The sequence below is a fragment of the Bacillus sp. SB49 genome (assembly GCF_000469135.2).
GTDB lineage: Bacteria > Bacillota > Bacilli > Bacillales > Halobacillaceae > Halobacillus.
This window is the reverse complement of the sequence record NZ_CP048117.1, coordinates 3,180,174-3,205,599: the sequence shown is the minus strand read 5'-3', so window position 1 is coordinate 3,205,599 and position 25,426 is coordinate 3,180,174. Positions and strand designations below refer to the sequence as shown.

Annotated in this window: 19 protein-coding genes; 14 read left to right on the top strand and 5 right to left on the bottom strand. The window is 43.7% G+C overall.

All coding sequences use genetic code 11. The annotated features are described in order from the left end of the window. The first annotated feature begins 14 nt into the window (after positions 1–14). The gene (gene gndA / locus M662_RS16745; RefSeq protein WP_026577927.1) at positions 15–1,424 is read left to right on the top strand and encodes an NADP-dependent phosphogluconate dehydrogenase; all 1,410 of its coding nucleotides are present in this window, start codon (positions 15–17) and stop codon (positions 1,422–1,424) included. Positions 1,425–2,129: 705 nt separating this feature from the next. On the opposite strand, the gene M662_RS16740 is transcribed toward gndA, so the two are convergent. Beyond that, positions 2,130–2,414 (bottom strand): hypothetical protein, encoded by a 285-nt coding sequence (locus M662_RS16740; protein ID WP_026577928.1) that lies wholly within the window; start codon positions 2,412–2,414, stop codon positions 2,130–2,132. A gap of 142 nt (positions 2,415–2,556) precedes the next feature. Here M662_RS16740 and M662_RS16735 point away from each other — a divergent pair, with 142 nt between their 5' ends. Then, positions 2,557–2,883: a hypothetical protein gene (locus tag M662_RS16735; protein WP_051348897.1), complete on the top strand. Its 327-nt coding sequence runs from the start codon at positions 2,557–2,559 to the stop codon at positions 2,881–2,883. A 392-nt stretch (positions 2,884–3,275) separates the two neighbouring features. Here the strand turns inward: M662_RS16735 and M662_RS16730 are convergent, their stop codons facing one another. Continuing rightward, positions 3,276–3,704, bottom strand: coding sequence for a hypothetical protein (locus M662_RS16730; protein WP_026577929.1), 429 nt, complete (start codon positions 3,702–3,704; stop codon positions 3,276–3,278). Positions 3,705–3,728: 24 nt separating this feature from the next. Continuing rightward, positions 3,729–4,160, bottom strand: coding sequence for a hypothetical protein (locus M662_RS16725; protein WP_026577930.1), 432 nt, complete (start codon positions 4,158–4,160; stop codon positions 3,729–3,731). A 440-nt stretch (positions 4,161–4,600) separates the two neighbouring features. Here M662_RS16725 and M662_RS16720 point away from each other — a divergent pair, with 440 nt between their 5' ends. The 9 genes from M662_RS16720 to M662_RS16680 all read left to right on the top strand — a co-directional run bounded on the left by M662_RS16720 (position 4,601) and on the right by M662_RS16680 (position 15,202). Then, a complete protein-coding gene (locus M662_RS16720) occupies positions 4,601–5,998 on the top strand; it encodes a capsular polysaccharide export protein, LipB/KpsS family (RefSeq protein WP_026577931.1) in 1,398 nt (465 codons plus the stop codon). Next, a complete protein-coding gene (gene kdsB, locus M662_RS16715) occupies positions 5,964–6,689 on the top strand; it encodes a 3-deoxy-manno-octulosonate cytidylyltransferase (RefSeq protein WP_026577932.1) in 726 nt (241 codons plus the stop codon). The genes M662_RS16720 and kdsB overlap by 35 nt, the downstream gene beginning before the upstream one ends. Then, positions 6,686–7,516 (top strand): 3-deoxy-8-phosphooctulonate synthase, encoded by an 831-nt coding sequence (gene kdsA / locus M662_RS16710; RefSeq protein WP_035388169.1) that lies wholly within the window; start codon positions 6,686–6,688, stop codon positions 7,514–7,516. The genes kdsB and kdsA overlap by 4 nt, the downstream gene beginning before the upstream one ends. An 18-nt stretch (positions 7,517–7,534) precedes the next feature. Next, a complete protein-coding gene (locus M662_RS16705; RefSeq protein WP_051348898.1) occupies positions 7,535–8,518 on the top strand; it encodes a KpsF/GutQ family sugar-phosphate isomerase in 984 nt (327 codons plus the stop codon). Between the two features lie 2 nt (positions 8,519–8,520). After that, entirely contained in the window at positions 8,521–9,066 is a 546-nt protein-coding gene (locus M662_RS16700) for a KdsC family phosphatase (RefSeq protein WP_201276722.1), read from the top strand. Positions 9,067–9,077: 11 nt separating this feature from the next. Continuing rightward, positions 9,078–9,512, top strand: a complete 435-nt coding sequence (locus M662_RS16695) for an HIT family protein (RefSeq protein ID WP_026577936.1) — start codon at positions 9,078–9,080, stop codon at positions 9,510–9,512. A gap of 80 nt (positions 9,513–9,592) precedes the next feature. Then, a complete protein-coding gene (locus M662_RS16690) occupies positions 9,593–12,799 on the top strand; it encodes a capsular polysaccharide export protein, LipB/KpsS family (protein WP_236096565.1) in 3,207 nt (1,068 codons plus the stop codon). Positions 12,800–12,820: 21 nt separating this feature from the next. Further along, the gene (locus tag M662_RS16685; RefSeq protein ID WP_201276721.1) at positions 12,821–13,945 is read left to right on the top strand and encodes a capsular polysaccharide export protein, LipB/KpsS family; all 1,125 of its coding nucleotides are present in this window, start codon (positions 12,821–12,823) and stop codon (positions 13,943–13,945) included. A gap of 60 nt (positions 13,946–14,005) precedes the next feature. Then, positions 14,006–15,202, top strand: coding sequence for a tetratricopeptide repeat protein (locus tag M662_RS16680; protein WP_081694896.1), 1,197 nt, complete (start codon positions 14,006–14,008; stop codon positions 15,200–15,202). Positions 15,203–15,270: 68 nt separating this feature from the next. On the opposite strand, the gene M662_RS16675 is transcribed toward M662_RS16680, so the two are convergent. Continuing rightward, positions 15,271–19,074, bottom strand: coding sequence for an HAD-IA family hydrolase (locus M662_RS16675; RefSeq protein ID WP_026577939.1), 3,804 nt, complete (start codon positions 19,072–19,074; stop codon positions 15,271–15,273). A gap of 375 nt (positions 19,075–19,449) precedes the next feature. Between M662_RS16675 and M662_RS16670 the strand changes: the two genes are divergently transcribed. The 3 genes from M662_RS16670 (at position 19,450) to M662_RS16660 (ending at position 23,154) form a co-directional block, all read left to right on the top strand. Beyond that, complete coding sequence (locus M662_RS16670; protein WP_026577940.1) at positions 19,450–20,265, top strand: ABC transporter permease; 816 nt, start codon at positions 19,450–19,452, stop codon at positions 20,263–20,265. A gap of 15 nt (positions 20,266–20,280) precedes the next feature. Continuing rightward, positions 20,281–21,903 carry a teichoic acids export ABC transporter ATP-binding subunit TagH gene (gene tagH, locus M662_RS16665; RefSeq protein ID WP_026577941.1) on the top strand — a complete coding sequence of 541 codons (1,623 nt, stop codon included), beginning with the start codon at positions 20,281–20,283 and terminating at the stop codon, positions 21,901–21,903. Between the two features lie 75 nt (positions 21,904–21,978). After that, entirely contained in the window at positions 21,979–23,154 is a 1,176-nt protein-coding gene (locus M662_RS16660; RefSeq protein WP_026577942.1) for a tetratricopeptide repeat protein, read from the top strand. A gap of 119 nt (positions 23,155–23,273) precedes the next feature. On the opposite strand, the gene M662_RS16655 is transcribed toward M662_RS16660, so the two are convergent. Next, positions 23,274–25,220 carry an InlB B-repeat-containing protein gene (locus M662_RS16655; RefSeq protein WP_026577943.1) on the bottom strand — a complete coding sequence of 649 codons (1,947 nt, stop codon included), beginning with the start codon at positions 25,218–25,220 and terminating at the stop codon, positions 23,274–23,276. Positions 25,221–25,426: the final 206 nt, after the last annotated feature.

Sequence of the window (25,426 nt, the reverse complement as noted above, 5' to 3'; positions counted from 1 at the left end):
GGATTGATCGGAACATGGGTAAACAGAATATCGGAGTTATCGGTTTAGGGGTCATGGGTGCGAACCTTTCCCTGAACATCAAAGACAACGGCTACAGCGTATCTGTCTACGATTACTGGACAGACCGCGTCGAAGAAATGGTGAAGGATGCGAATGACGACAAAGTCGTCGGCACATACAGTGCCGAAGAATTCGTCGATTCCCTCGAAACACCGAGAAAGATCTTGATGATGGTCAAAGCCGGCGAAACGACGGACAAAGTCATCGACAGCCTCGTCCCTTATCTTGAAAAAGGTGACATGCTGATCGACGGCGGGAACACGTTCTATGAAGATACCGAGCGCCGCGCTTCTTATCTCGAAGAAAAAGGCATCCACTTCATCGGAACAGGCTTCTCCGGCGGGGAGGAAGGTGCCCGTAAAGGACCTTCCATCATGCCTGGCGGACCACGCGAAGCATACGAAGAAGTGAAACCGATCTTCGATGCGATCGCAGCGAAAGTCCAAGGAACTCCTTGTGCTGCCTACATGGGCCAAGGCGGAGCCGGCCACTACGTGAAGATGGTCCACAACGGCATCGAGTACGGCGACATGCAGCTCATCTGTGAAGCATACTTCCTTATGAAGAACGTTCTCGGCCTGTCCGCTGAAGAGCTTCACCAAGTCTTCAAAGAGTGGAACGAAGGCGAACTCGACAGCTACCTGATCGAAATCACAGCCGACATCTTCACGAAAGTCGACGAAGAAACAGGCAAACCGCTTGTCGAAGTGATCCTTGATACCGCAGGTCAGAAAGGTACCGGAAAATGGACGAGCCAAAGCGCGCTTGACCTCGGTGTACCGCTTCCGATCATCACCGAATCCGTATTCGCACGCTTCATCTCCGCTATGAAAGAAGAGCGTCAGAAAGCGAGCCAATACCTGACTGGTCCGGAAATCAAGTTCACCGGCAACAAAGAAGAAGCGATCGAATCGATCCGCAAAGCGTTGTACATGAGTAAAATCGCTTCCTACGCGCAAGGCTTCACGCAGATGAAGGCAGCATCCGAAGAAAAAGGATGGGACCTTCAGTACGGCGACATCGCGATGAACTTCCGCGGCGGCTGTATCATCCGTGCGCAGTTCCTGCAGAAGATCAAGGATGCGTTTGAGAATGATAAAGAGTTGACGAACTTGCTGCTTGATCCTTATTTCCAGGATATCGCGGTGAATTATCAGAAGGATCTTCGTGATACGTTAACGCTTGCGATCCAGAATGGTATTCCTGTTCCTGCGTTCTCTGGTGCGCTTGCGTACTTTGACAGTTATCGCACGGCGAAGCTTCCGGCGAATCTGCTTCAGGCGCAGCGTGATTATTTTGGTGCGCATACGTATCAGCGTGTGGATAAGGAAGGTACGTTCCATACGGACTGGATGAATATTTAATGTTTTTTAGAGTCAGTGCCCTTTTGGGTGCTGACTTTTTTTGTTTTGTTTGGGGGGTGTTTCCGTAATCTAGTTGGGTGTAGGAGGGGCGGGGGACGACTCGCTTTCCGTGGGGAGAGGGGGAGCCTCCTCGATCCTCTGGATCTGTGGGGTCTCCCCGCTTCTCCAGTTCCCACAGGAGTCTCGTCACCCCCGCCCCCTCCTTGCGGTGATGGAGAAACGGAAACGCTGAGAATTGTCACAGCTACTCTCTTTTTTTGGAGGGAAAAGAACATGGCGGGCTGGGGACGACTCGCTTTCCGTGGGGAGGTGGGAAGCCTCCTCGATCTTTCAGATCTGTGGGGTCTTCCCTACGCTCCACTTCCCACAGGAGTCTCGTCACCCCCGCCCCCTCCTTGCGGTGATGGAGAAACGGAAACGCTGAGGATTGTCACAGCAACTCTCTTTTTTTTGGAGGGAAAAGAACATGGCGGGCGGGGGACGACTTGCTTTCCGTGGGGAGAGGGGGAGCCTCCTCGATTTTTCAAATCTGCGGGGTCTCCCTGCTTCTCCAGTTCCCACAGGAGTCTCGCCGTCCCCCCGCCCCTCCTTGCGATGATGGGAATAACGGAAACGTCTGGTACGTCACAGCCATTTTCTTTTTTTTTGGAGATGGAGAGGGCAAAAGAAGGCCCATGTTCTTTGGGGAACATGGGGGGAGTGGGGTTATGCTTTTTTGCTTCTGGTGATTTGTGTGATGAGTCCTAGAAGGAAGAGGAGCAGGCCGTTGGCGATGGCGAAGATGGCGAAGTAGGCGCCGGTGAAGGCTTCGCCTGTCGATCCGAGCACAGCGAACAGGGCGCCGGCTGTGATGGAGACGAGAATGCCGCCAATCATGATGAGGACGCCGGAGATCATGAGATCGGCGGAGCCGTCGCGCTGCCATTTGACAGCGTAGACGTTGGCGACGATGAACAGAGCAATGACGAACACATAGACGATGGTTTCCATGTCATCCCTCCTTATTTGCTTCTACTATACATGGTTATGAAAGCATTTACAAAAATAGAGCCGAACATATCAAGGAATGAAATATACCGGTGCTTCGTATAGTGATGGGAACAGCCAATTCAGACGAAGCGGGGGAATAGAAGTGGGGGAGAAACGGCTTTATGCGTGGAGCATCCTGTCGGGGCTGGTGAGTGTCGGTTTCATCATCGCCGGGTTTTACAAGATCTTGGCCTACAACAATCCGTATGAGGATGATATTCTCACAAGCAGCGGAGATGCCGTGAATGCTTATGTCGGTGCGGATGCGTACAATTTGATCATCAACGGTACTTACGCGACCGCTTTTTCTGTGCTGGCAGCGGGCTTCCTCATTGTTGCAGGGTTGTTTTTCCTGGCACAGACGCATCTGGATCTTCATGTCGGAGAGGTAAAAACAAGGGGAGAGGCAGAAGAAGCAGCATCCGATTGAAACGGAGGCTGCTTTTCTTCTTCTAAATTTTATTATGGTTAAATTAACCATTTTGTGTTAGGGTGTAGCTTGGAAGAGAGGGACGCCTGTGTATCACAAAATAAGTACCATCGTTACATTTCTTTTTGCTTTTCTATTCTTATATGCCGCATTTTTTAATCATTCATTATTGTCCACTACCCTTTACCAATGGCTGATGTGTGTGTTTCTGTTTATGCTTGGAGCGGAAGCGGTGTGGGTGAGACCGAATCGTCGGAGATCTCATGTGGCTGCAGGGATTTTCTCTATGATAGCGGCGGGAGTCTTTTTTGTAGGGTCCTTCCTTTACTAAAGAAATGCTTCAATTTGAAAGAAACGGTCCGCCTGTTATGGGGCGGACCGTTCGTTCATCTTTATTTCTTATTATTCTCAATGAATTCTTTTAACGTTTCATGATTGTCTTCGGACATGATTTCCTCTGTAATATCCAACTCTTTCTTTGGCTCTCCATTTTCAATAAAGGCAATCGTGTTAGTTGGTTGATAAATGGCAATTGTTCCAGACTCTTTATTGAATACTTCAAAATCCTCAGAATCGGATACTGCGTTGTAATACATTAATGATGCTCCGGTTTCATCAAAGATTTCTTCCATTGTGGTTAAATATCCATTATCTTCACCTTTGAATTTAGTTAATATATAGGCGAATCCTGTGAAATCTTCGCTTTGCATCGTATCCATGAAGTCACGGTAATCTTTTTCCACAAGAGGCTCCCCGCTGCTGCATGCTCCCAGAATAAAGAGGAGAATGATAGCTGCCCCAACTCGTCTCACTTTTTTCATGAATTCTCTACCTCCATGTTTGGTTTATCTTGGATTGTTATCAATGAATTCCTTCAAGGTATCGTGATAGCCCTCAGCCATGATCTCATCTGTAATCTCTAATGCTTCCATCGGCTCGCCGTCTTGGATATAAACGACCTCGTCATTCGGCTGATAAAGAGCTATTTGGCTGCTTTCTTCGTTATGTAAGTCTTTGGTTTCTTCAGAAGCGGTCTGAACGTTGAAGTACGTCAATGTTTCTCCTTTTTCATCAAAGACTTCTTTCAAGTCGTCCAAGTAATGATTATCCTGTGCTTCATAGGTTCTTAGAATATAAGCGAATCCAGTAAAGTCTTCACTCTGAATGGTGTCCATGAACTCTTGATAGTCTTTCTCTACTAAAGTCTCTCCGCTGCTGCAGGCACATAGAAGTAGTAATATGCTGAGAGCTGCTACTATGATCTTCATTTGTTTCATATTTACCCACCTTTTTTTGCTAATTTTACCATAAAGAAATTTGAATAGAAAACTCATTAAATTCATGAAATCGTTCCTAATACAATAGAGATGAATAGAAAGACAGGTACAAAAACGTAATTGGATTATTTTACTATGTTATGTTATTTTATACCTATGTATTTTTTAGGTATGGAGACACAGTTTGTGGTTTTAGTTGCAAAAAGGTTGCGGAAGCGATCTATGTAGTAATTGGACATTTAGTTATGTTTTAACGGAATATTCCGACGTATTACGTCAATGGTTATACAAATTTCAACATAATTACAGAAGGTCCATTATTTTTCTTCATTTACTTACCTGTATATGGTAGAATGTATAGCGTGATTCGAAATTATTCGAAAAGTCAAACCGAAATAACTGGTGATAGAAGGTTTTTATGGCAGCATGGGGGCAAATGGATGGCAAATTACTTGTTTTTGAGAGGGAACCGAAATAAATATTTTTTTTCTGATGTAGCATCGGAGCTGGAAGAGACAGGACATAAATGTTATCAGTTGAAGTTTGAACTGGGGGAGCTTTTAATACCGAGTAAGATTGAAGCGGTGTTTGTTCCAAACCGCGTTTCTCGGAAGACATATTCCATATCCGACTCAGAACTGTTGGACATGCAGATTTATAATATTACATACATGAGAGAGATGAAAGACACCGACATATCGAAACGTGAGCTGAAGATGTACAAGCGTTATATGTACTTTATCGATCGTTTCATAGAAGAGCACGACATTGATGTTATCTGTATGTTTAATGGCTATCATTGGATTGACCAAGTCTCTACATACATTGCGAAACAACGTGGCCTCAAAACGGTTTACTTTGAACAAGGTTATTTCCGCCCATATACGCTGACATGTGATCCGAATGGAATAAACAATGCAGCCACCATCCCACGATACCAGGAATTCTACGAATCTATCACAGTAAATTCCCATAAATATAAGAACTATTTAATGGCTCCAGAGAATGAAGACTTACTGAAAGTGAAAGGTGAAAACCTGACTCAGGTAGCCTTTGTTAAGTTTGTCAGTATGCTTGGAAGTATACTTGGTATCAATCCCAAGCTTTATGCCCACATAACTTGGTACGAAGCATTTAAATATTTTCTTTTCAAGCAAGCATTCAAGTTTAAGAAGAAGGATGAAGAACCATTACCAAAGGAATACATCTTCGTCCCGTTCCAAGTCTCCAGGGATACCCAAATATTCTACAACTCGTCCATAAAGAATATGGAGACGCTCGTAGATTTCGTTTATGAACATGTAGCAAAAGTTAATAAAAGACAAGGGCGCAATATATGTCTAGTGTTCAAGGAACATCCAGAAGACATGCCCCGAAATAATTACAAGGCATTAAAGGAACGTTATGCTTCTGATCCTAATGTCGTCTTTCTGCAGAAACAGAGTGTTAGTGAATTGATCGAGAAAAGTCTCGCAGTCATAACCATCAATTCTACGGTAGGCATAGAAGCGTTAGCACAGCACAAGCGTGTAATCACACTTGGAGACGCTTTTTATAATATTGAGGGCGTCGTCCGGCATTGTGAAGAATTTCACCGGCTTTATGAATTAATTGAAGATGTGCTGGAACAACCGGTTAATGAAACATTGATTTCTCAGTTCCTATATTATTTGCGGTTTCATTATCAAGTAGAAGGCAACTTGATCAGTCCGAACGCAGCTACGGCTAAGAAAGTAGCGAACCATTTAGAAAGTGCAGCATATAAGCATCAGGAAAACAATCTATCCATCAGAGGTGAAAGAGATGAAAGTGATTGGTGTTATTCCGGCAAGATATAATTCATCCCGATTCCCAGGGAAACCATTGGCAGACATTCTAGGAAAGCCGATGGTCCAGCACGTATTCGAAAGAGTCAGCGCGTCTGACAAAATCGACGAGGTAGTCGTCGCAACCGATCATGAAGATATCAAACAGACCGTTTTAAACTTCGGTGGTAAGGTCGTCATGACAAGAGAAGATCACGAGACCGGTTCCGACCGTATGGCGGAAGTCGTATCCAAAATGGAAGGCGATATCTTCGTCAACATCCAAGGAGACGAGCCGCTTATTCACACAGGTACGATCGATAAGCTGGTCGAAGCGGCCCTTGAAAATCCTGAGAGCGTCATTACTGCAAAGACAAAGCTTGAGGATATGGAAGATGTACAGGATCCTAACGTTGTGAAAGTCATCGCAGATTCAAAGGACACGGCAATTTATTTCTCAAGGTCGCCAATTCCTTATAACCGCTCCAAAGAACCGACTACATATTATAAACATTTAGGCATATATAGTTATCCAAGAAACGTCATCACCAAATTCGTCGATCTGCCGCAGTCTCCACTGGAGAGAGTGGAAGTGCTGGAGCAGCTGCGTCTATTGGAAAATGACTATACGATCAAAGTAATTGAAACGACATACGACGCTGTCGGCGTTGATGTACCAGAAGATATACAAAAAGTAGAGACAATCATGGGGGTAACACAATGACAATCGAGACGAAACTAAACGACCAAATCACTTTCGGAGGAAACAATCCCTTCGTCCTAATCGCAGGACCTTGTGTACTGGAAGACCAGCAGGAAGCAATTGAAAATGCGAAACGCGTGAAAGAAATTACCGATCGTCTGGAAATTCCTTATGTGTACAAAGCATCATTCGATAAAGCAAACCGTTCTTCAATCCATTCTTACCGTGGACCTGGTTTGGAAAAAGGCTTGGAAATGCTTGCGGCTATCAAAGAAGAAGTAGGCGTACCTGTCACTTCCGATATCCACACACCAGACCAAGCTGCAGCAGCTGGAGAAGTATTGGATATCATTCAAATCCCTGCTTTCCTTTGCCGTCAAACGGACCTGCTTGTAGAAGCAGCAAAAACAGGAAAAGTCGTTAACGTGAAGAAGGGTCAATTCCTTGCAGCTAACGATATGAAGAACGTTGTAACGAAGCTTCAGGAGTCTGGGAACGATAACACACTTCTTACAGAGCGTGGTTCTACGTTCGGTTACAACAACCTTGTCGTCGACATGCGTTCCCTTGTGACAATGCGTGAGCTTGGTGCGCCGGTTGTCTTTGACGCAACACACAGTGTACAAATCCCAGGTGGTAATGGAACTTCTACAGGTGGTAAACGTGAATTCGTTCCATACCTATCCAGAGCAGCAGCAAGTATCGGCATCGACGGTCTGTTCATGGAAGTACACCCAGAGCCTGAGAAATCACCTTCTGATGGTCCGAACATGGTCCGCATGGAAGAGCTGGAAGAGATTTTGAAGCCAATTAAAGAAATCGACAGGTTAGTGAAGAATATAAAATAAAAAGGTGGTAGGTGTATAATGTTAGATTTGAAAACGGAAGTTGACTATAAGACGATCGTCAAGGAAGTGCTGGATGTAGAAGCGAATGCTATTCGTGATTTAATTGAATCTATTGACATGGATGATCTCGAAAAAGCGATTGAGATGATCTACACGACCAAAAACCGTACGATCATCACCGGCATGGGGAAATCCGGACTTGTCGGTAAGAAAATCGCTGCCACCCTTGCCAGTACGGGAACACCGGCTATCTATATGCATCCTTCTGAAGGTCTTCACGGGGATCTTGGGATGGTTACTTCTGACGATACAGTCATTGCCCTATCCAACAGCGGGGAAACAGACGAAGTGTTAAATCTACTACCTTCCCTGGATAAGATCGGGGTCAACCTTATCGCTATTGTGAAAAATCCGATGTCAACTTTAGCTATCAAATCTGATGTTGTCCTTACGTTGGGGCATTTTGAAGAAGCTTGTCCTTTACGTTTGGCACCTACTACCAGTACGACGGTAACACTCGCTCTCGGTGATGCCATTGCTGTCGCACTACTTAAAAAGCGCAATTTCCAACCGGAAGACTTTGCACTTTATCATCCAAGTGGATCATTAGGGCGCCGGTTGTTGATGACCATCGATAATCTGCTTGCCACTAAGAAAAAGACACCGATCGTCACGTCAGGAACAACAGTCCAAGAAGCGTTGTTTGAAATGACACGACACGGACTTGGTGCCACGTGTATTGTGGATGAAGCTGGAGAACTGGCAGGAATACTCACAGATGGAGATATCCGTAGAGCCATGGCTGATGGAGAGTCTGTCTTAGGCAAGACTGTTCAGGAATTAGGAAATACGATGCCTATCACTACGAAAGCCGATGTGTTGGCAACGAACGTCCTGGAAATAATGGAAGAGAAGCGGATCAATGTCATGCCGGTTATTGATGACAATAACAAGCCTCTGGGAATGATCCACTTCCACGATATGATGAATTTGGGGATTTAATGATGAGTGCAGAAAACGTGAAATTAATCGTTCTTGACGTAGACGGCGTCCTAACAGACGGCAAGCTCTACATCGGGTCCGACCAAGTAGAATATAAACCGTTCCATACGAAAGACGGCATGGGGTTGAGCCTAGCCCGTTATGCCGGTATTAAGACGGCGATTATTACGGGCAGGAAATCTCCTTCTGTGGAGAAACGTGCCGGTGAACTGAAAATAGACTTTGTCTACCAAGGAATTCATCACAAGCAGAAAGTGCTGGATGAAATCTTGGAATCTCTAAGTCTTACAATGGAAGACGTTTGTTATGTCGGAGATGACATCAATGATCTTCCGGTCTTAAGAAATGCCGGTTTCTCCTGTGCTCCGAGTGACGGGGTGGAGATAGTGAAGCGGGATGTCGATTTCGTTACGAAGGCGAAAGGCGGCGAAGGGGCCGTGAGGGAAGTTGTCGAAGCAATCCTTCAAGAAAAAGGCGACCTTAACCAGTTCATTGAAGATTACCTTGCCGGTGTAACCCAGTCAGAAACTATAAAGCTTCAACAGTAAGGGGATTCACCATGACCATATGTCCAATATGCGAGAAACATAAGAAGAAAGACGCTTCCATTCTATATGAGAATGCCCACTGGGCTGTTAGCGCTGGTCCTCATGCTTCGCAGGTCCTCGGTTATTATTACCTGGAACCGAAGAGGCATGTAGAGAATTGGACGGATTTATCTGTTCAAGAGTTGACAGAGATGGGGCCGCTTGTACAGGAAGTAGAAAAAGTCCTTCGGGAAGAAGATAAAGCAGAACGCCTTTATGTAGTTACAATCAGTGAAGCAGTGAGGCATTTGCATCTGCATTTGATTCCCAGGAGCAGAGAAGAAGAAGTTAAAGGGCTGCCTCTGATTGAACAGGCAACTCAACAAAAGGTTAAGACGAGCAAACAAGTTGCTGTCCTGGAATACGATCGTTTGAATGATCGTGTCTCTTCATACTTGAATAGATAACTTCCCTTATAGCAGGCCTAGCCCTGCTATTTGTTTTATGTCAGAGTAAATTTAAAGGTGGTGTGGCTGTCGTGAGTAAAATGAAGGATTTGACAAAGGCGATTGTCGGAGATAAAGGTTATGCGAAGTTGGCTTCCAGTGTACATAAAATTAAACCAAAGCAAAAAACAGAGAAGACGGTTGCGTTCATGATAGGTTTCAGCCTCTGGAAAAGAGATCATGTTCAATCGTTTTATCCTGAATATCAAATGATTTTCGTAGAAGAGAAACAAAGTGTAGGTAAAACATTGAAGCAAGCCAAGCAGTATGACGATGTAGTGTTTATTGTGTGGGGGTATAAAGAGCATCAAAAGATGAAGTCTTTCGCACAAAATTACGGAATACCGCTTTACAGAATGGAAGATGGTTTCATTCGTTCAGTAGATTTAGGAGCTGCTCACAGTATCCCGTTATCCATGTGTCTTGACAGTAAAGCTTTATATTATGATAGTACAGAAGCAAGCGACCTGGAGGATATTCTGAATAACCACCCTTTTTCGGAAGACAATGAATTAATGGATAAAGCAAGAACTACGATGAAATTGTTAACGAATCTTGAAATCAGTAAATATAACAATGTCTCAAAGAAAAACACCGAGAAGATTTACGGCCCTAAAACACAGAAGAGGATACTTGTAGTAGGTCAGGTGGAGGATGATGCTTCCATAGCCAAAGGAAGCGCGAGGAAAATGACGAATAATGATTTAGTGTGGCTTGCGAAGACAGAGAATCCCGACGCACAAATTATATACAAACCACATCCAGATGTATTATTCGGTAAAAGAGCTATGCAGTCAAACCCTGAAGATGTAGCTCATATTGCCCAAGTCATTAGAGAACCACTAAGTTTGAATGATGCCTTCAAAACCATTGATCACGTTTATACCATCACATCACTTGCAGGTTTTGAAGCACTCATACGTGGGATAAGTGTGACAACTGTCGGTGCTCCGTTCTATTCTGGATGGGGATTGACAGATGATAGACAAGAAGTAGCTCGGCGTAACAGAACATTGACGATCGATGAAATATTTGCAGCAGCTTACTTGCTCTATCCGAAGTATATCAGTCCCTTTACTAAAGAGGAGATATCCGCAGAAGAAGCTGTCCGTATCATAGAGCGTATGAGAAGTGCTATTCAAGACCGCGCGATACAGAAGAAGGTTACGGAACCGGCTGCGTTTTTCTTTGGATTCGACTTAACTAAAGCGGATTATGCCAATGCTTACTTTTCTCATGATGAGAAAGTGTTCATTTCTGCTGATGAAACGCTTGCAAGTTTAGATGAGAGATCTGCACCATATACCGATTTAGAATTCATCATATGGGATGGTTTTTCTAAGATAGATGAGATCCTTGAATTGGCCGCTGAGAAGAAGATCCAAGTGAAAGTTGTCAAGACAGGTCCCATCAACATGGGAGGGGGCCGTTTGGGTAACGACCTTTCGTTCTCTCTGTATGTTCACGAAGCAGATGGGAGCTTGAAGAGTACAGATGAGGCCATCATCCAATCTATGTATAACTATGACTTTGCCTCTCGCCCTGAGCTGAAGGCGAAAGCTCAAGAGGCTATGAAGCTGATAAAGAAATACGGAATAAGTGAATATAATCTCTCCAGCCAAGAGCATGTCTATGAAATGAGCGAAACAGACTCTGGAAGGCGAGTTTTATTACTAGGAGACAAAAAACAAACCTCAAACACATCCGTGAAGGATATGGCATGGATTGCAAAAATGGAAAACCCGGAGGCAGAACTTCTCTACATTCCTCATCCTTTGTATCTATTGGAAGGTAAGAAAGATCCTGAAGTGGAGGACATCGAACATTTTGTCCGGATCATCGACCAACCTGTGACACTGGCACAGGTCATAGGTGGAGTCGATCATGTCTATACACAAGGAGCTTTGGGTGGAATGGAAGCTTTGCTTTACGGGAAGCAAGTGACCACTTTTGGGGAGCCGTTTTATGCAGGGTGGGGTCTGACCGATGATAGAAGTAAGACGTTATTCCGTCACAGGACCCTTCTTTTGGAAGAGTTGTTTATCGGCAGTTATATGCTCTGCACCTCCTATTACCATCCTTTCACGAAAGAAAAGATTAGTTTGAAAGAGGCGATAGAGATGATCGGATTCATGAAGACGGCTCTGAAAGGTGTTAAAGATAAGTGGATAAACAAAGAAAGGACCACTAATCTCCCGACCAATAGCATGACTTCATCTAAAGAGAATCAACCCTTGTCACTCGAGGAACTTGAAGTGAAAGGAGAAGAGAATGGGGATATTGGAATCTTGTCGAAGGGAATCAAAGACATCCCAAACCTGCAGTCTTTCCTTAATGGTACAGTGAACTTTTCTCCTGCGAAGTCAATCAACAGTTTGAGCTTCATTGCAGGCTGGGGGATGAAGCCGAGTGCAGAGAAGGCTATCGCTTTCGGGGAAAAGCATAACATCCCGTATTTACGCCTGGAAGATGGATTCCTTCGTTCGGTGGGGCTGGGAGTGAATAATTATCCTCCTCTTTCCATGTGTGTGGATGATGTAGGTATTTATTATGACGGCACTCGACCTTCCAGACTGGAGAACATTTTGAACACGCCAGGATGGGAAACGGAAGAGCTGATGGATCAAGCCTGCGAAGCAAAGCGTTTAATTGTTGAGAACCAGTTGAGCAAGTATAACCATGCTCCTCCTATGGATAAGAGTCTGATCAAGGATTATTCAAAAACAAGAGTATTACTGATCGACCAAACTCTCGGAGACAAGTCTGTAGGATTGGGAATGGCGGATGAAAGCCGTTTTGAAGAGATGTATCATTCCGCTAGAGAAGACCATCCTGAAGCGGACATCTATATCAAGACACACCCGGATGTCATCGCAGGGAAGAAGCAGGGTTACTTCTCCAACGTAGAAATAGATGAGCATACGTACTTTATATATGATGACTGCAACCCGTTGACCCTGTTAGAACAGTTCTCCGAAGTTTATGTGGTCACTTCCCAAATGGGATTTGAAGCATTGATGCTCGGGAAGCGAGTGCATTGTTTCGGACTTCCTTTCTACTCCAATTGGGGAATTACAGTGGACCGGCTGCAGTGTCCGAGAAGGCAAGTAACAAGGACGGTAGAAGAAGTGTTTGCTGCTGCTTACTTAATGTACCCGAGATATATTAATCCGGAAACAGGCAGACGCGGGACGATCTTTGAGGTAATTGAGCATATTAAAGAATCAAGAACAGAACCGGTTAACTGAGCCAGTGAAGGAGCTTGAAGAATGAATGTTGTGTTTAAGAGGACAAAGCGTATCATCAAGAAGATCATCAATAGGATAGAAGCGGACATCCTGTTTATGCGATGGCTGTTTGAACGGAGGAGTAAGAAAGAAGCTCCCGTAGCTTTCCTTTTTCACTTCTCCAAGTGGAAACATTCATTCATACCAAATTTCCTGACTGGCTATACCATTAAGTTTATCCCTTCATCTGGAGGGGTGCTTCTCCCATACCTGCTTCGCCTTTACAAGAACAAAGTGTTTATCGTGTGGGGATATGCCGAGCAGAAGAAGTTAGTGGAATACGCAGACAAATACAACATCCCGGTTTACAGGATGGAAGACGGCTTCATCCGGTCCATCGGTCTAGGCTCGATGTTCTCTGAGCCTATATCCATGTGCTTGGACAAACAAGAGCTTTATTATAACTCCAAGAAACCAAGTGACTTGGAGGATATGCTTAATACCTATGATTTTTCTAAAGATGTAGAGCTGCTGGAGCGTGCCGGGATATGCATGACTCGTTTAAACCAACTAGGTTTAAGTAAGTATAATCATGTGAAAAGTCAGAACATACAGGAGATCTATGGCCCTAAGAATAGAAAGAGGATTCTCGTCATCGGTCAAGTAGAGGACGATGCGTCTATTAAAATGGGTTGTGAGCGTTCCATTACGAATAATGACTTAGTCAGGCTGGCGAGTAAAGAAAATCCGGATGCGGAAATCATTTATAAGCCTCATCCTGATGTATTATTCGGGCGGAGGGATGCTCTCAGTAATCCAGCACATGTGCAGGATATAGCCACTGTAATTACAACCCCATTGAGTTTGTCGGACGCATTTCAGACGATCGATCACGTGTATACGATCACTTCTTTAGCGGGCTTTGAAGCATTGATGAGAGGAATAAAGGTGACGTGCATAGGAGCTCCCTTTTATTCTGGTTGGGGCCTTACAGACGACCGTCAGCCAGTTCCGAGAAGGAAACAGCAACGAACCTTGGCAGAAGTATTTGCTGCAGCATATATTCTCTATCCTGTGTACGTTAATCCGGTAGATCGTTCCAGAATAGAAGTGGAAGAAGCAATCGACCTGCTCTATAAACAGAAGAATATGCAGTTAATGGGATGAGAGGGGATTAAGTTTCTCTCTCATCCTTTTATTTACCAGTGTCTTTTTGTGGGGGGAAAGATGATGATAGAAAATGAATACGTACAGATTATCAGTAAAGGAAAGCACCTGCCTACGTTAGTGGCATTCTCCCAAGTGAATACTCCACCGGGGAAGTTCAAACCATATAAGGCAATTATCGAAGCGGATGTTAATATCATTTTTGTAAACGATCATGGGAACCTGTGGTATCAGCATGGTATCGTCGGTTACTCCATAGATCCGAAAGAAGCGGCGGAAATGCTTATCCGTGCTGCAAGAGAATTAGGGAATGGTCATGTTACGACATTCGGGACTTCCATGGGGGCTTATGGTGCACTGTTATATGGGTTACTAGGCGGAGCGGACAAATGTTTGGCTTTTGGTGTGGAGTCTGTCCTTAATAAACAAGGGAGCAGAAGTCAGCTTCATATGCCGGATGGCCTGAAGGTAAAGTATCGGAGGTTAAAACCTCTTATGAATCAAAACACGATGAAAATTTGGCTGCTTGCAAGTGAAAGTGATGAGTGGGATCTTATCAGCCAATACTGGTTAAGAGATATCCCCAATGTACATACATATACAGTGAAGGGATCTTTTCATCCAGGTGTACAGCCGGTCCACTTAGAAAACAAACTGGTACATTTAATTGAAACATTCACAAAAGGGAATGAAACAGAGGAAGATATACCGAGAAGAGGAATATTGGAAGAGAATCAGGAGGCTGTCGTAGCCCTGTATCATGCCGATCATATAAAAAAGGTGAAGAAGGATAAGAAATATCATATAAAATACTTAAAGAGAATGTTTTCTACCTGTAAGGGAGAATCCCTTTACTGGCTTCGTTTGGGGGAAGCATACCACCGCCTGCGTCAGCACGATGATGCGGAAGAAGCGTGGTGGAAGTCCATCGACCTTTGTGAATATCAGTTTGAAGCATACGCGAAGCTGGGAGCATTGTACAAAAGAAGAGGCAAGAGAGAGCGGGCAGAGAAATTGCTGAAACACTCCATTCTTATAAATCCATGGCATGCCCATGCCTACCATAGTTTAGGTTTGATGTATATGCAGGCAGGAGACTTGGATGAAGCAGGACATTACTTGAAATGCGCCGTGAAAATTAATAGAGGAAATCCGACATTCAGGGAAAGTTTGATTACTTTCTTTATGAAAGATTCCGATTTAGGATATGCGGAGGCATCTTTTTTTGCGAATAGAATAAGAAACTCCTTTGATTAATAAAGAAAACGGATGAATTCCATGCAGCAAATGCATGGAATTCATCCGTTTTTGTCAGCTGATTCCGTTTATTTTTTCATCATCAGGCTTCTATAGGAACGCAGCTTATCTTTCTTGGAGATATCTGCTTTTGAAATACCGCCATACTCGTTCAATAACCTGGCAGCTACATATGTTTTGGGATTTTCTTTGATCATATCCGCATAGCTTCTTCGAACTTCCTCGGATGGAGTAAGTTTAGCCAGCCAGGAGATGACCTCGATAAATTCATTTCTATGCAGCACTTTAAGTGCAGTTATCTGCTTAGGATAGCTTTGATCTCCGATCATAACTTTATTCTTCTGCAGTACGATTTTCGCCGGTTTCTTCACGGCTTTTTTCTTCTCCGGTACAGCTTTAGCTGCCGGTTTCTTCGGAGCAGCTTGCTGCTTTGGTTTTGCGGGAGCAGGAGCCGGTGTATTTACTTGTTTTACTGGTGGTTCAGGCTTTTTTTTCGGTGCGGGCTTTTTTACCGGATTGCTGTTTTTTTTTGGAATGCTCGCTTGATAGACGCGATGACCCTCTTTCCAAATACTCTGGTTGTCTTTTGCCCCTGCATTTGGAGAAAGGATATAACGGTTGGCATGTCCTGCGAATGCATTATCAAACAATAAACCTTTCAACACGTCCGTTTCCTCTACGACCGGCTTTCTCAAAATAGAGGAAAGGAAGTACTCGGCTGAATTCATTTCCAACGTAGCGAGAGAGGAAGGGAAGGCCTGGAAACTTCCCAGCCAGCTGTCAGCAAACTTCAATACACCCTGGTGGATCGCATTGACCTTGGATAAGTGATCGGCGGAACCCAATTCTTCTTTTACCGTCCTTATCTCTCCATCTTGTTCTATGACTTCGATCAAGCTTCCGGTAGGTTCGTTGACTAACGTTTCGATAATCAAGTTATGACTTAACATGATGTTACCGTTCTTATGAACAGGGTTCAAATTCGTCATGTAGAAGCTTGCGGCATTCTCGATAGGATCTCTGCCGAAATCATCTGCAAAGGTCATGAAGAATGCAGGATGGAATTCTCCTTGGAACAGTTCACGGATCATTTTGTGAGTGGATCCTTTGTATCCGAAGTCCAGCGCCAGAGTATCCTTGCTCAAGTCGACTCCAATTTCCTTCAACTTCCTCGTGTACACATCACGCTTATCGTCAAGCATGGCAGATACGTCTTCCCAGTTGTTTCTTACGTGGGCAAGAACGATACCATAAACTGCGGCAGATGTTACATAGCGGACTTCTACATCAATATCCTCTACGCCCCATTTGTCCAAAGTGGCTTGGGAGAAGGTGTAAGGATCCAACCCGAAACGGCTCTCGATCAAATCTGCAAGCGTCTTACGTCTGTTGAAATCATCGATCCGTACTTTTAGGAAATCTTCCGGCTGATACAGGTTAAGCCCCATCAAACCTTTTCTGGAGGCTGGGATGTAATGCACTTCTATGCTGTCATCCTGTCTCGTTTCAAGAATTTTCTTTGTAACTTTATGAGGCAGGTAACAGTCCCTGGCAAAGAAGACGATGGAAGTGCAGCCCTTGTCTTTCGCCTGCTTAAGAATCCATTCGGAGAAATTGTACATGATTGGACCCAAGGCCAGGTATCCGAACTCAAAACCGCTTTCTACAATATTGCGATTCTCCTTCTCATTCTTAGGAGTGTCCGGATTGTATGTCTTCGTGTTGAAGAACTCTTCGGCAAATAGCGACAGAGATGTACGCAGGAAGAAGCTCTTATCGACGATTGCCGGAGAGAGATCACGGTTTTTAAGGATATCCAATGCTCTTTCCCTTGCTGAAGTAATCCGCATGGTCGTCCAACCAGCTTCATGTCCTTTAGCTAGGTCTCCTATCGCATTATCCCCAATATGAAGAACACTGTTAGTATCAAGACTCAACTGCTCTACGACATGATGGAAGAGATCACCGGAGTGTTTCTTCATACCAGCATTTGCAGAGACGAACAGATGATCATATTGTGTGATTCCGGCATTTTTAAGTGCTTGGCTGACAAAGACTTTATCATGAATGAAATCAGAAATGATAATCACTTGTTTTCCAGCGCGGACAGCTTCGTCAAATAGGAACTTACCGACCGGCCGCGGTTTTAATATGCGGAACTCCATTTCCTGCTCAAAATCTACAAGTTCCTGAGCAGCGTTTGCACTTCCGCCGAATTGTTCGATCAGGATGCGGTACACATCCTCAATAAGGATTTCTTCCTGCAGCTCACACTCTGGAAGTTTTAACGCTGCATCTCTTTCCTGTCTTAACTGTCTTTCCACGCCTTTCCGCAATTCAGCGAACGCACCGATGATGTGAGAAGGAATATCTATCTTCTTCTCTCCTGAAGCCAGTTCCTTCTGCATGAGGAGGAAGACATCTTCCGGCTTGAACACAGAACGACAAAGCAACGTGTCAAATACGTCGAAGGAAACGATGCTGGCTTCTTCCATTTTATTAAGAATATCCTTCAACTCATTTTTCTTAGACTTGGCAGCTGATCCACCAAGTTTGGCCAGTTGACGCTCGGCTGCATGTTGAGAGGATGTAGCGATGTAATGAAGCGGTGTTTCTTTATTGGCTTTATGGATGGTACGACCAGCTAAGAGATCGATTCCAGTTTTACCATTCTTTTTGTTAGCGGCCATTTCTGTGAATATATCCAGCAGGTACTGTGGTTCATTGATAAGTCGGGACTCAAGGAATGTACCTCTATTCAACAGCAAAGCCATATTATGATCATTGTGTTCGTTTGAACCATCCTTACCCAGTTCTGTCTCGTCTGCAAAATATGCCAGATGGGATCTGGAAGGGGAAATCAATTTCTTATCAAAGAATTTCGTCTGTAAGCCGATTGTACTGGAGACGGAATAAGTAATATCTGCCCACGGAACGATATACTGGGATATGTTGTCTACTTTCTCGAATTCTTTAGAGTAAAGGAAATTCGGGAAGTTAGCATGAAGGAAGTCTATGTTCTTGTCATTGATAGCTTTTTCCTGTAATAGACCACTAATATACTGTGTAGCAATAACCCCCGTATCCTCCGGCGTATTTCTGAGGACATCTAATAAGAAATCGAATTGTGATGTATAAGGTGTATTCTCATGGAAGCCAAAGTACTGGGAAATCTGCAAAGGAACTAATGCGAACTTGTTGAATTTCTCAGGGTTTTGGAATTTGGATAGAATCATATCTTTTGTTTTATGATCACGATAGAAGGTTTCATAGTGATCTCTGATCCGATAATAATTATCCAATTCCTGATCTGTAGCTTTCGCACGTGTTGAAGGATCTATCTGGCTGGAAAAAGCACTGTCTTTGTATAGACCTGATGGATCAATGGAAATAGTCCTTGGGTAGGGAGGTCTCATAAACAAACCAGGCATGAGGTCAATGACTAAAGCATCTGGGAACAGAGACCGCAGGATGGTAGTCGGGAATTCCCAGCTTACGATAAGATCAGGCTCCCAGTTACCGAATAATGACTTGAAATAGCCGGATATATAAGCTTTCTCTTCATTCGTAAACTCGTCATTATAAGATTTGCGGATAAACCAGTCCCCGAATCCGAAGATATCGATACTACGTTGGTAATCGACAATGAACGTATTGTCTTTCTTTATTTTGGATGCTTTAGCATCCCTCGTGATCGAGTCAAACGTGTGTTTAGAAGCCAGGAACTTGACATCTACATCACTGATCTTTGATAAAGAATCAGCCATCGGCTCCAGGAACTTGGAGTAAGCACCTGTACGGAAATTTGGGTCCCCCATATCAATGGTGAAGTTGGAGAGGAACAAAGCGTTTTTAAACGGGGTGTTTGCCATATGTATCTATCATCCTTTCTTTTATATACAATATTTTAATAACATAATCATCTATAATTACAAATTATGTGGAATTCTCCTAATTGTCATACTTTTATATTCTACCTAAATTGCCAAGGTTAGACAATAGTCTGCAGGGAATCAGTAAAATAGGCTGCTTTTGCCAGTATCGATTTCTTAAGGAAATAGAGGACCTATGGTGATATAGCTGCAACAAATGACACAGAGATAATATTATTCAATTCAGAAATGACAGACAGATATTCTTTTCCAGTCTAGTAAAAAGTAAGGATAATGTGTTAAAATTTTCTCTTAGAGATTAAAGATACATAGTAAAATGCTTTAAATACAGTAAAGATCGTGAGGAAACTGCTTGTGAATTCCACAATCAAATTATTACGAGAACAAATCGGCAGTGCGTATTTAATTAAGCGATTGTCCATTTTTCAAATGAAAAGCAATAACAGTAACCATTATCTGGGTATGGCTTGGGAGATAATCAACCCGATCATCCAATTACTAATTTATTGGTTTGTATTCGGCATAGGTATTCGTGGTGGGGAAGATGTCAACGGAGTCCCTTTTGTTTATTGGTTGTCCATCGGCATGTTCGTCTGGTTTTTCTTCAATGCGGCGGCAATGAACGGATCGAGGTCTATTCATTCTAGACTGAATTTAATATCCAAAATGAATTTTCCTGTCAGTGCCATTCCTAGTTTTGTTATATTATCGTCCTTTTATCAACACCTTTTCCTAGGGACATTTCTAACCATTATTTATATTATCTTTGCAGGTGGGATATCCATCTACTTTATTCAGTTACCCTACTATATGTTTGCTTTGGTAAGCTTTATTTTTGCCTTTGCACTTATATTCTCCACTTTAACTACAGTTGTGCGGGATATTCAGACAGGCTTACGTTCGGTAATTCGTATGCTGCTGTATTTAACACCTATTCTGTGGACAACCGATAGTCTTCCCGAGTCGATGAAAAATCTGGTGGAAACCATCCTTAAGATTAATCCTCTATATTATATTGTTGAAGGCTATAGAGACGCATTTATAGGAGGCCGCTGGTTTTTTGAAGATGTAGGATACACACTTTATTTCTGGACTTTAGTTATATGTATGCTCATAGTAGGGGCAAGTCTCCACATGAAGTTTAAGAAGCATTTCGTAGATTATTTATAGAGAGGTCTTAATATCATGAGTTTTTCAGTTAAGCTTCATAACGTAACAAAACGATATAAGATGCATAGTAAGAAGTCCGATAAATTAAAGAGTCTGTTCTCGACCGGGAGTTCTGAGAACGATTTCTATGCTGTCCGAAATATCAGCTTCGAGGCGAGACCTGGAGACATTGTAGGAGTTATAGGAATCAACGGTTCCGGTAAGTCAACGATTTCCAACCTGATCGCGAATGTAACAGCGCCTACCTATGGAAGCATTACTGTCAGAGGAGAAGTTGCATTAATTGCAGTTTCTGCTGGATTAAATAAAGAATTGACAGGTAGAGAAAATATTGAGCTGAAATGCCTGATGATGGGTATTAAAAAAGAAGAAATCAAAGACTTGGAGCCGGAGATTATCGACTTTGCTGATATTGGTAAGTTTATTGATATGCCGGTAAAGAAGTACTCAAGTGGAATGAGGTCAAGGTTAGGTTTTGCGATCTCCGTCAGTGTCGATCCAGATGTGTTGATTATAGATGAAGCTCTTTCTGTTGGGGATCAAACCTTTGCAGATAAGTGTTTGGATAAATTGAATGAATTCAAGGCTCAGGGGAAGACAATATTCTTCGTCAGTCACTCGGCAGCTCAAGTAAGAAGCTTTTGTACAAAGGCCGTCTGGCTTGAGCATGGTGAGGTAAGGGATCAAGGAGATATACATGAGGTTCTGCCTAAATACACAGAATTCATAAATGATTATAAGAAAATGAGCAAAAAAGACCAACAAGCATTTAAAGAACAAGGAATCAGTAAGCAAGCAGAAGTCAAAGAAGCTACTGTAAGCAAGGAAAAGCTTAAAAAGAAGAAAAGAAGAAAGAGAAAAAAAGCTGTAAAGAATACATTGCTTACTATATTCATGTTGATCTTGGTTTCTTTTACGTATATGTCCAAGAACGATATTACTGAGTATGTAAATGCTCTTACGACGAGTAATGTTCAGGTTGAAAAAACAATAAGCGACAAGGAAGAAAACGATGTTGTAGAGACTACGGAAAATAGTACGGAAAATACGGACACAGAAGCCCGTTATGTAACTGAACCGGAGGGCGCAGTGTTAAAGAGTTCTCCTGATGCAGAATCTGAGGACTCAGGTAATGTGATGTTTTCAGAATCTCTGCTGGTGTTGGAGAAAGAAAAAGATACGAATGGTGAAGAGTGGTTGAAAGTAAGCGTGGATAACAACAAAAAAGCATGGATTCAAGAGGACTCTACAAGTGAAATAACTTCCCCTTCCTATACGGAAGAAGAGGTCGAAGAAGTTTTCATAAGTGAAACAAAGCCTTTGATCGACTTGTCGAAAAATGAATTAGGTAAAAGTAAAGTTGTACTGGACCGAAATTACGGCGAGCCTTTATTGGTAGGGAATGAGTACAGATACAGCAATGGGTTAATGGCTGTATTTGGGGAAGATTCTAAAGCTGAGAAATTTATTATTGAAGACATAGACGTCGCTGTAGCTAACTTAAAAGGAGAGCTGGGAGACCCTGATTTAGAAAGTGGTTCAACCTTAATGTTGTATCATACAGCGGACTATGACTACTCCTTCCGATCTTCTGATGGTGTTAATGTTGACACTGTAGAGATCTATCATGCGCTTTAATTACGTACACCAGAAATGAAATATGATGAAGAAAATGTGTTTTTTTAGAATTTCAGTTCATAAAGGGGCTTTCTTATGTCGGCATTATTGGAAAAAGTGGAAGATACTTATTATAAATTTGTTCCTCATGAAGGAGCGAAGACTTTAGCGTTAATATTCTCTAGTGTAGGTATGCAGCCTGGTAAATTCGTATTTTACAAACAGACAATAGACTTACCCGTTCATAAACTGTATCTCAATGACAAGAATACATGGTATCAAGACGGTATAGAGGGACTCGGGGTGACTGTAGAAGAAACAGTTCAAGAGATAAACGAATTAAAGAAGAGATTAGGAGCAGATAATATCATTACTATTGGAAGCAGCATGGGAGCTTATGCAGCTATTATGTATGGTGCACTTCTGAATTGCAAGGTGTTATCCTTTGGTGCAAGGGTCGTCCTTGGAACTAGAGGAAGCCAAAGCTTCCGTTTAGCTAAAAGTGGATACCAATTTAAATATAAGAGTATCGTTCCTTTAGTAGAAAAGAGCGAATGCAGTATTCTAAGCTACCAAGGTGAAACGGATTATAATGATCTTCTTGCCGTCCAGCAGTTGAGTCACTTACCTAATGTGCAATGTATCAGTATGAAAGGTATTGCACACAAGACCCCTTTATATCTGAGTAAGAAGTATGGCTTCAAGAGAATACTCAGCGACTTTATCGATGGGACCCCCTTTGTAGAGATGCCTGAAAAGAGTACCATGTCTAATGGTGTCAGAGACAAAGTGTTGGCTGCTTTAGATCTAATTGAAGTGAAGAACTTTGTGGATGCAAAGGAACTTGTTTCCAGAGCAGCCGATCTTGAGCCGGACAATGACATTGTTCATCACGTTCTGGGAATTACTTTGTATCACTTGAAAGAACATAAAGAAGCTTATATCCACCAAAAGCGTGCGACAGAACTTAGTCCACACAACGAAAAGGCACATCATCACCTGGGGATTTGTCTCAGAGCGATAGGGCGTTACAAAGAATCTTATGAGGCGAATAAGATCGCGTATGAATTAGATCCTAAATTAGCAAGTGCCTATCATCATGCTGGATTAGCTCTAGAGAAATTGGGAGAACATGACGATGCAGAAAAAGAGTTCAGACAAGCCTATTCCCTAGCGAAGCACAAAAAGAATTACAGGGATAAGTTTGCAGAAGTTCTAAAATACAATAGTGAAAAGCGGATAGAAGAAGTAAAAGAATTATTGGAAGTATAATCTCTGATACTTAAACCAGATTTCAGCATTGAAAAAGGATGATCTTGAGCAGTAATCAAGATCATCCTTTTTATTCGTTATGATAGATGAAGATTCATTATCGCAAATATGGCTTGCTGTTAATTCTCCTCAAACACAGCCGTCACACTCTTATTCCGATCCATCATAAACGTCGCTGACGGACTCGATCCACTGATGTCTCCAGACCATCTGACAAACGACCAGCCTTCAGCGGGTACAGCCGTCACGGTTATATTCCTGCCGGCACGCACGCTGCGGTCGGAGGCCTGGATGCTGCCTTGTCCTTCTACGGATGTCGAAAGGCTGAACTGTTCCGGTTCTGGTTCAGGCTTCGGATCGGGCTTCGGTTCCGGTTTCGGCTCCGGTGCCGGCGTTGGGGCCGGTTGGGAGGCTTTCTTCTCGAATGTTGCGGTCATGGCCCGGTTTTGGTTCATGGTCACGGTCAGGCTGGAGGAGTAGCTGCCTGTGCTCCAGCCTTTGAAGGTCCATCCATCTGCCGGTATGGCGGTGATGGTGACGTCGGTATCTTCCGGGAAACTGCTTCCTGATTTGCTCTTCGTTATTCTTCCGTTGCCGTTGATGGCGAGGTTGAGGCTGTAGGCAGCGGAGGAAGCTTCTGTCTCATCTGTCGTTTCCTCTTCCTGTTCTTCTTCCTCTTCTGCACCGACTTGCTGGAAGACGGCTTTCAATGCTTTATCGTCATCCATGAGGACTTCGATATCGGATTCGCTGCCGGTTTGTGAACCTTCCCAGCGGACGAATTCCCATCCTTGGTCGGCGCGGGCGCGAAGAGAGACTTCGGCGTTATGGGCGTAGGTGGCTGCCAGGGAGTCGCGGATAATTTGTCCTTCCCCTTCGATGGATAGTTCCAGGTTGTGTCCTACTTTCTCGAAGACGGCGGTTGCGTTGATGTGATCTTCGATGGTCAGATTCACTTTAGGACCGTCTGCGTCTATGTCGCCTTCCCAGCGGACGAATTCCCATCCCTCTGCCGGTCTGGCTTCGATGGTGATGTCTTCTCCGACAGGGAAGCTTTCTTCGGCTGGAAAGACGGTGACCTGTCCTTCTCCGACTACTTCTGTGCGGACGTATTTGTTCTCGCCTTCCACGTAGATATCAATGCCTTCCTGGTAGTTCTGGTAGCGGACAATCAGGGTGTCTTTCCCTTCCTTCTCCGCGGTGATCGTCACGTTCTGATCTTCTCCTGGTTCAATCGAGAAGAAGTCTTTGCTCACTTCCCACTCTGGTGTGAAGGCCATTTCTTCTCCGGCTTCATCGACACCGGTGACGGACAGCTCGAGGGTCTCTCCGACAGCTAAGGGATCGATTTCTTCCGGAGTGACGGTCACTTCCTTCAAGACCTGATCGGCCACTTCCAGTTCAATGGACTGGGTGATCGATTCCCAGTTGGCGTTCACATTCGTTTTGCCGACAGCGGCTGATGTGAAGGTGACGGTATCTTCTTCTTTCGCTATGTCACCGACGGCAGGGTCTTCCACTTCCCATTCGGCAGGGAGAGGGACGAGGTTCCCTTCCTTGCTTTCCCAGACGAGTTCAAGTTCACGGTCGTAGCCTTTCTGGATCATCGGACCGTCGACGTTAACGAAAATGTTGGAGGTGATGGCGTCATGCGCTTCCTTGATGGAAGCTGCTTCACTGTACTTTTGGCCTTTATCCAATGTTTCCAATGCTTTCTCCACGTTCTCCTGATTGAGGTAGACATCAGAGAGAAGCAGGTAGTTGGAGGCACGCTCCGGCACTTCATAGATGCCGTCGTTCAACGTGCGGATGGCTGCTTCGTAGTCGGATAAGGCTATGTATGATTTCCCGAGTTCGAGCCTTGCCTTCTCATGCGCGGCATCCATATCGAGGACATCCTGATAGAGTTCCACGCTCTTTTCGTAGTCTTCGTCATCGTAAGCCGCCTTCGCTTCTTTATACAGCTCGTCCACGCTATCGGCCTGGACGGCGTTCATCGTGAAGAAGGCCGCGGCACCGACGACGATGATTCCTGCCAGTACGAGCAGGAAGTACTTTTTATTCATAGACTCACACCTTTCTGTAAATAGAGATAATTATTACCATTATACATGTTCCATTCTTCCGTTTGCGTTCATTCGACCGATTTTTACAAACTTATGCAATTCATAGGTCAAAGGGATGGATTTTAAGCGTTTTCCTTTAAGTTCTCCGTTCTGTTCCGATGATTACAATGGCGGGGGACATAGCACGTAAAGGTTTAGAAAAATTT

Coding starts and splice junctions, on each gene's coding strand:
- gndA (WP_026577927.1), top strand. CDS start 15: ATGGGTAAACAGAATATCGGAGTTATCGGTTTAGGGGTCATGGGTGCG.
- M662_RS16740 (WP_026577928.1), bottom strand. CDS start 2,414: ATGGAAACCATCGTCTATGTGTTCGTCATTGCTCTGTTCATCGTCGCC.
- M662_RS16730 (WP_026577929.1), bottom strand. CDS start 3,704: ATGAAAAAAGTGAGACGAGTTGGGGCAGCTATCATTCTCCTCTTTATT.
- M662_RS16725 (WP_026577930.1), bottom strand. CDS start 4,160: ATGAAACAAATGAAGATCATAGTAGCAGCTCTCAGCATATTACTACTT.
- M662_RS16720 (WP_026577931.1), top strand. CDS start 4,601: ATGGCAAATTACTTGTTTTTGAGAGGGAACCGAAATAAATATTTTTTT.
- kdsB (WP_026577932.1), top strand. CDS start 5,964: ATGAAAGTGATTGGTGTTATTCCGGCAAGATATAATTCATCCCGATTC.
- kdsA (WP_035388169.1), top strand. CDS start 6,686: ATGACAATCGAGACGAAACTAAACGACCAAATCACTTTCGGAGGAAAC.
- M662_RS16705 (WP_051348898.1), top strand. CDS start 7,535: ATGTTAGATTTGAAAACGGAAGTTGACTATAAGACGATCGTCAAGGAA.
- M662_RS16700 (WP_201276722.1), top strand. CDS start 8,521: ATGAGTGCAGAAAACGTGAAATTAATCGTTCTTGACGTAGACGGCGTC.
- M662_RS16695 (WP_026577936.1), top strand. CDS start 9,078: ATGACCATATGTCCAATATGCGAGAAACATAAGAAGAAAGACGCTTCC.
- M662_RS16690 (WP_236096565.1), top strand. CDS start 9,593: ATGAAGGATTTGACAAAGGCGATTGTCGGAGATAAAGGTTATGCGAAG.
- M662_RS16685 (WP_201276721.1), top strand. CDS start 12,821: ATGAATGTTGTGTTTAAGAGGACAAAGCGTATCATCAAGAAGATCATC.
- M662_RS16680 (WP_081694896.1), top strand. CDS start 14,006: ATGATGATAGAAAATGAATACGTACAGATTATCAGTAAAGGAAAGCAC.
- M662_RS16675 (WP_026577939.1), bottom strand. CDS start 19,074: ATGGCAAACACCCCGTTTAAAAACGCTTTGTTCCTCTCCAACTTCACC.
- tagH (WP_026577941.1), top strand. CDS start 20,281: ATGAGTTTTTCAGTTAAGCTTCATAACGTAACAAAACGATATAAGATG.
- M662_RS16660 (WP_026577942.1), top strand. CDS start 21,979: ATGTCGGCATTATTGGAAAAAGTGGAAGATACTTATTATAAATTTGTT.
- M662_RS16655 (WP_026577943.1), bottom strand. CDS start 25,220: ATGAATAAAAAGTACTTCCTGCTCGTACTGGCAGGAATCATCGTCGTC.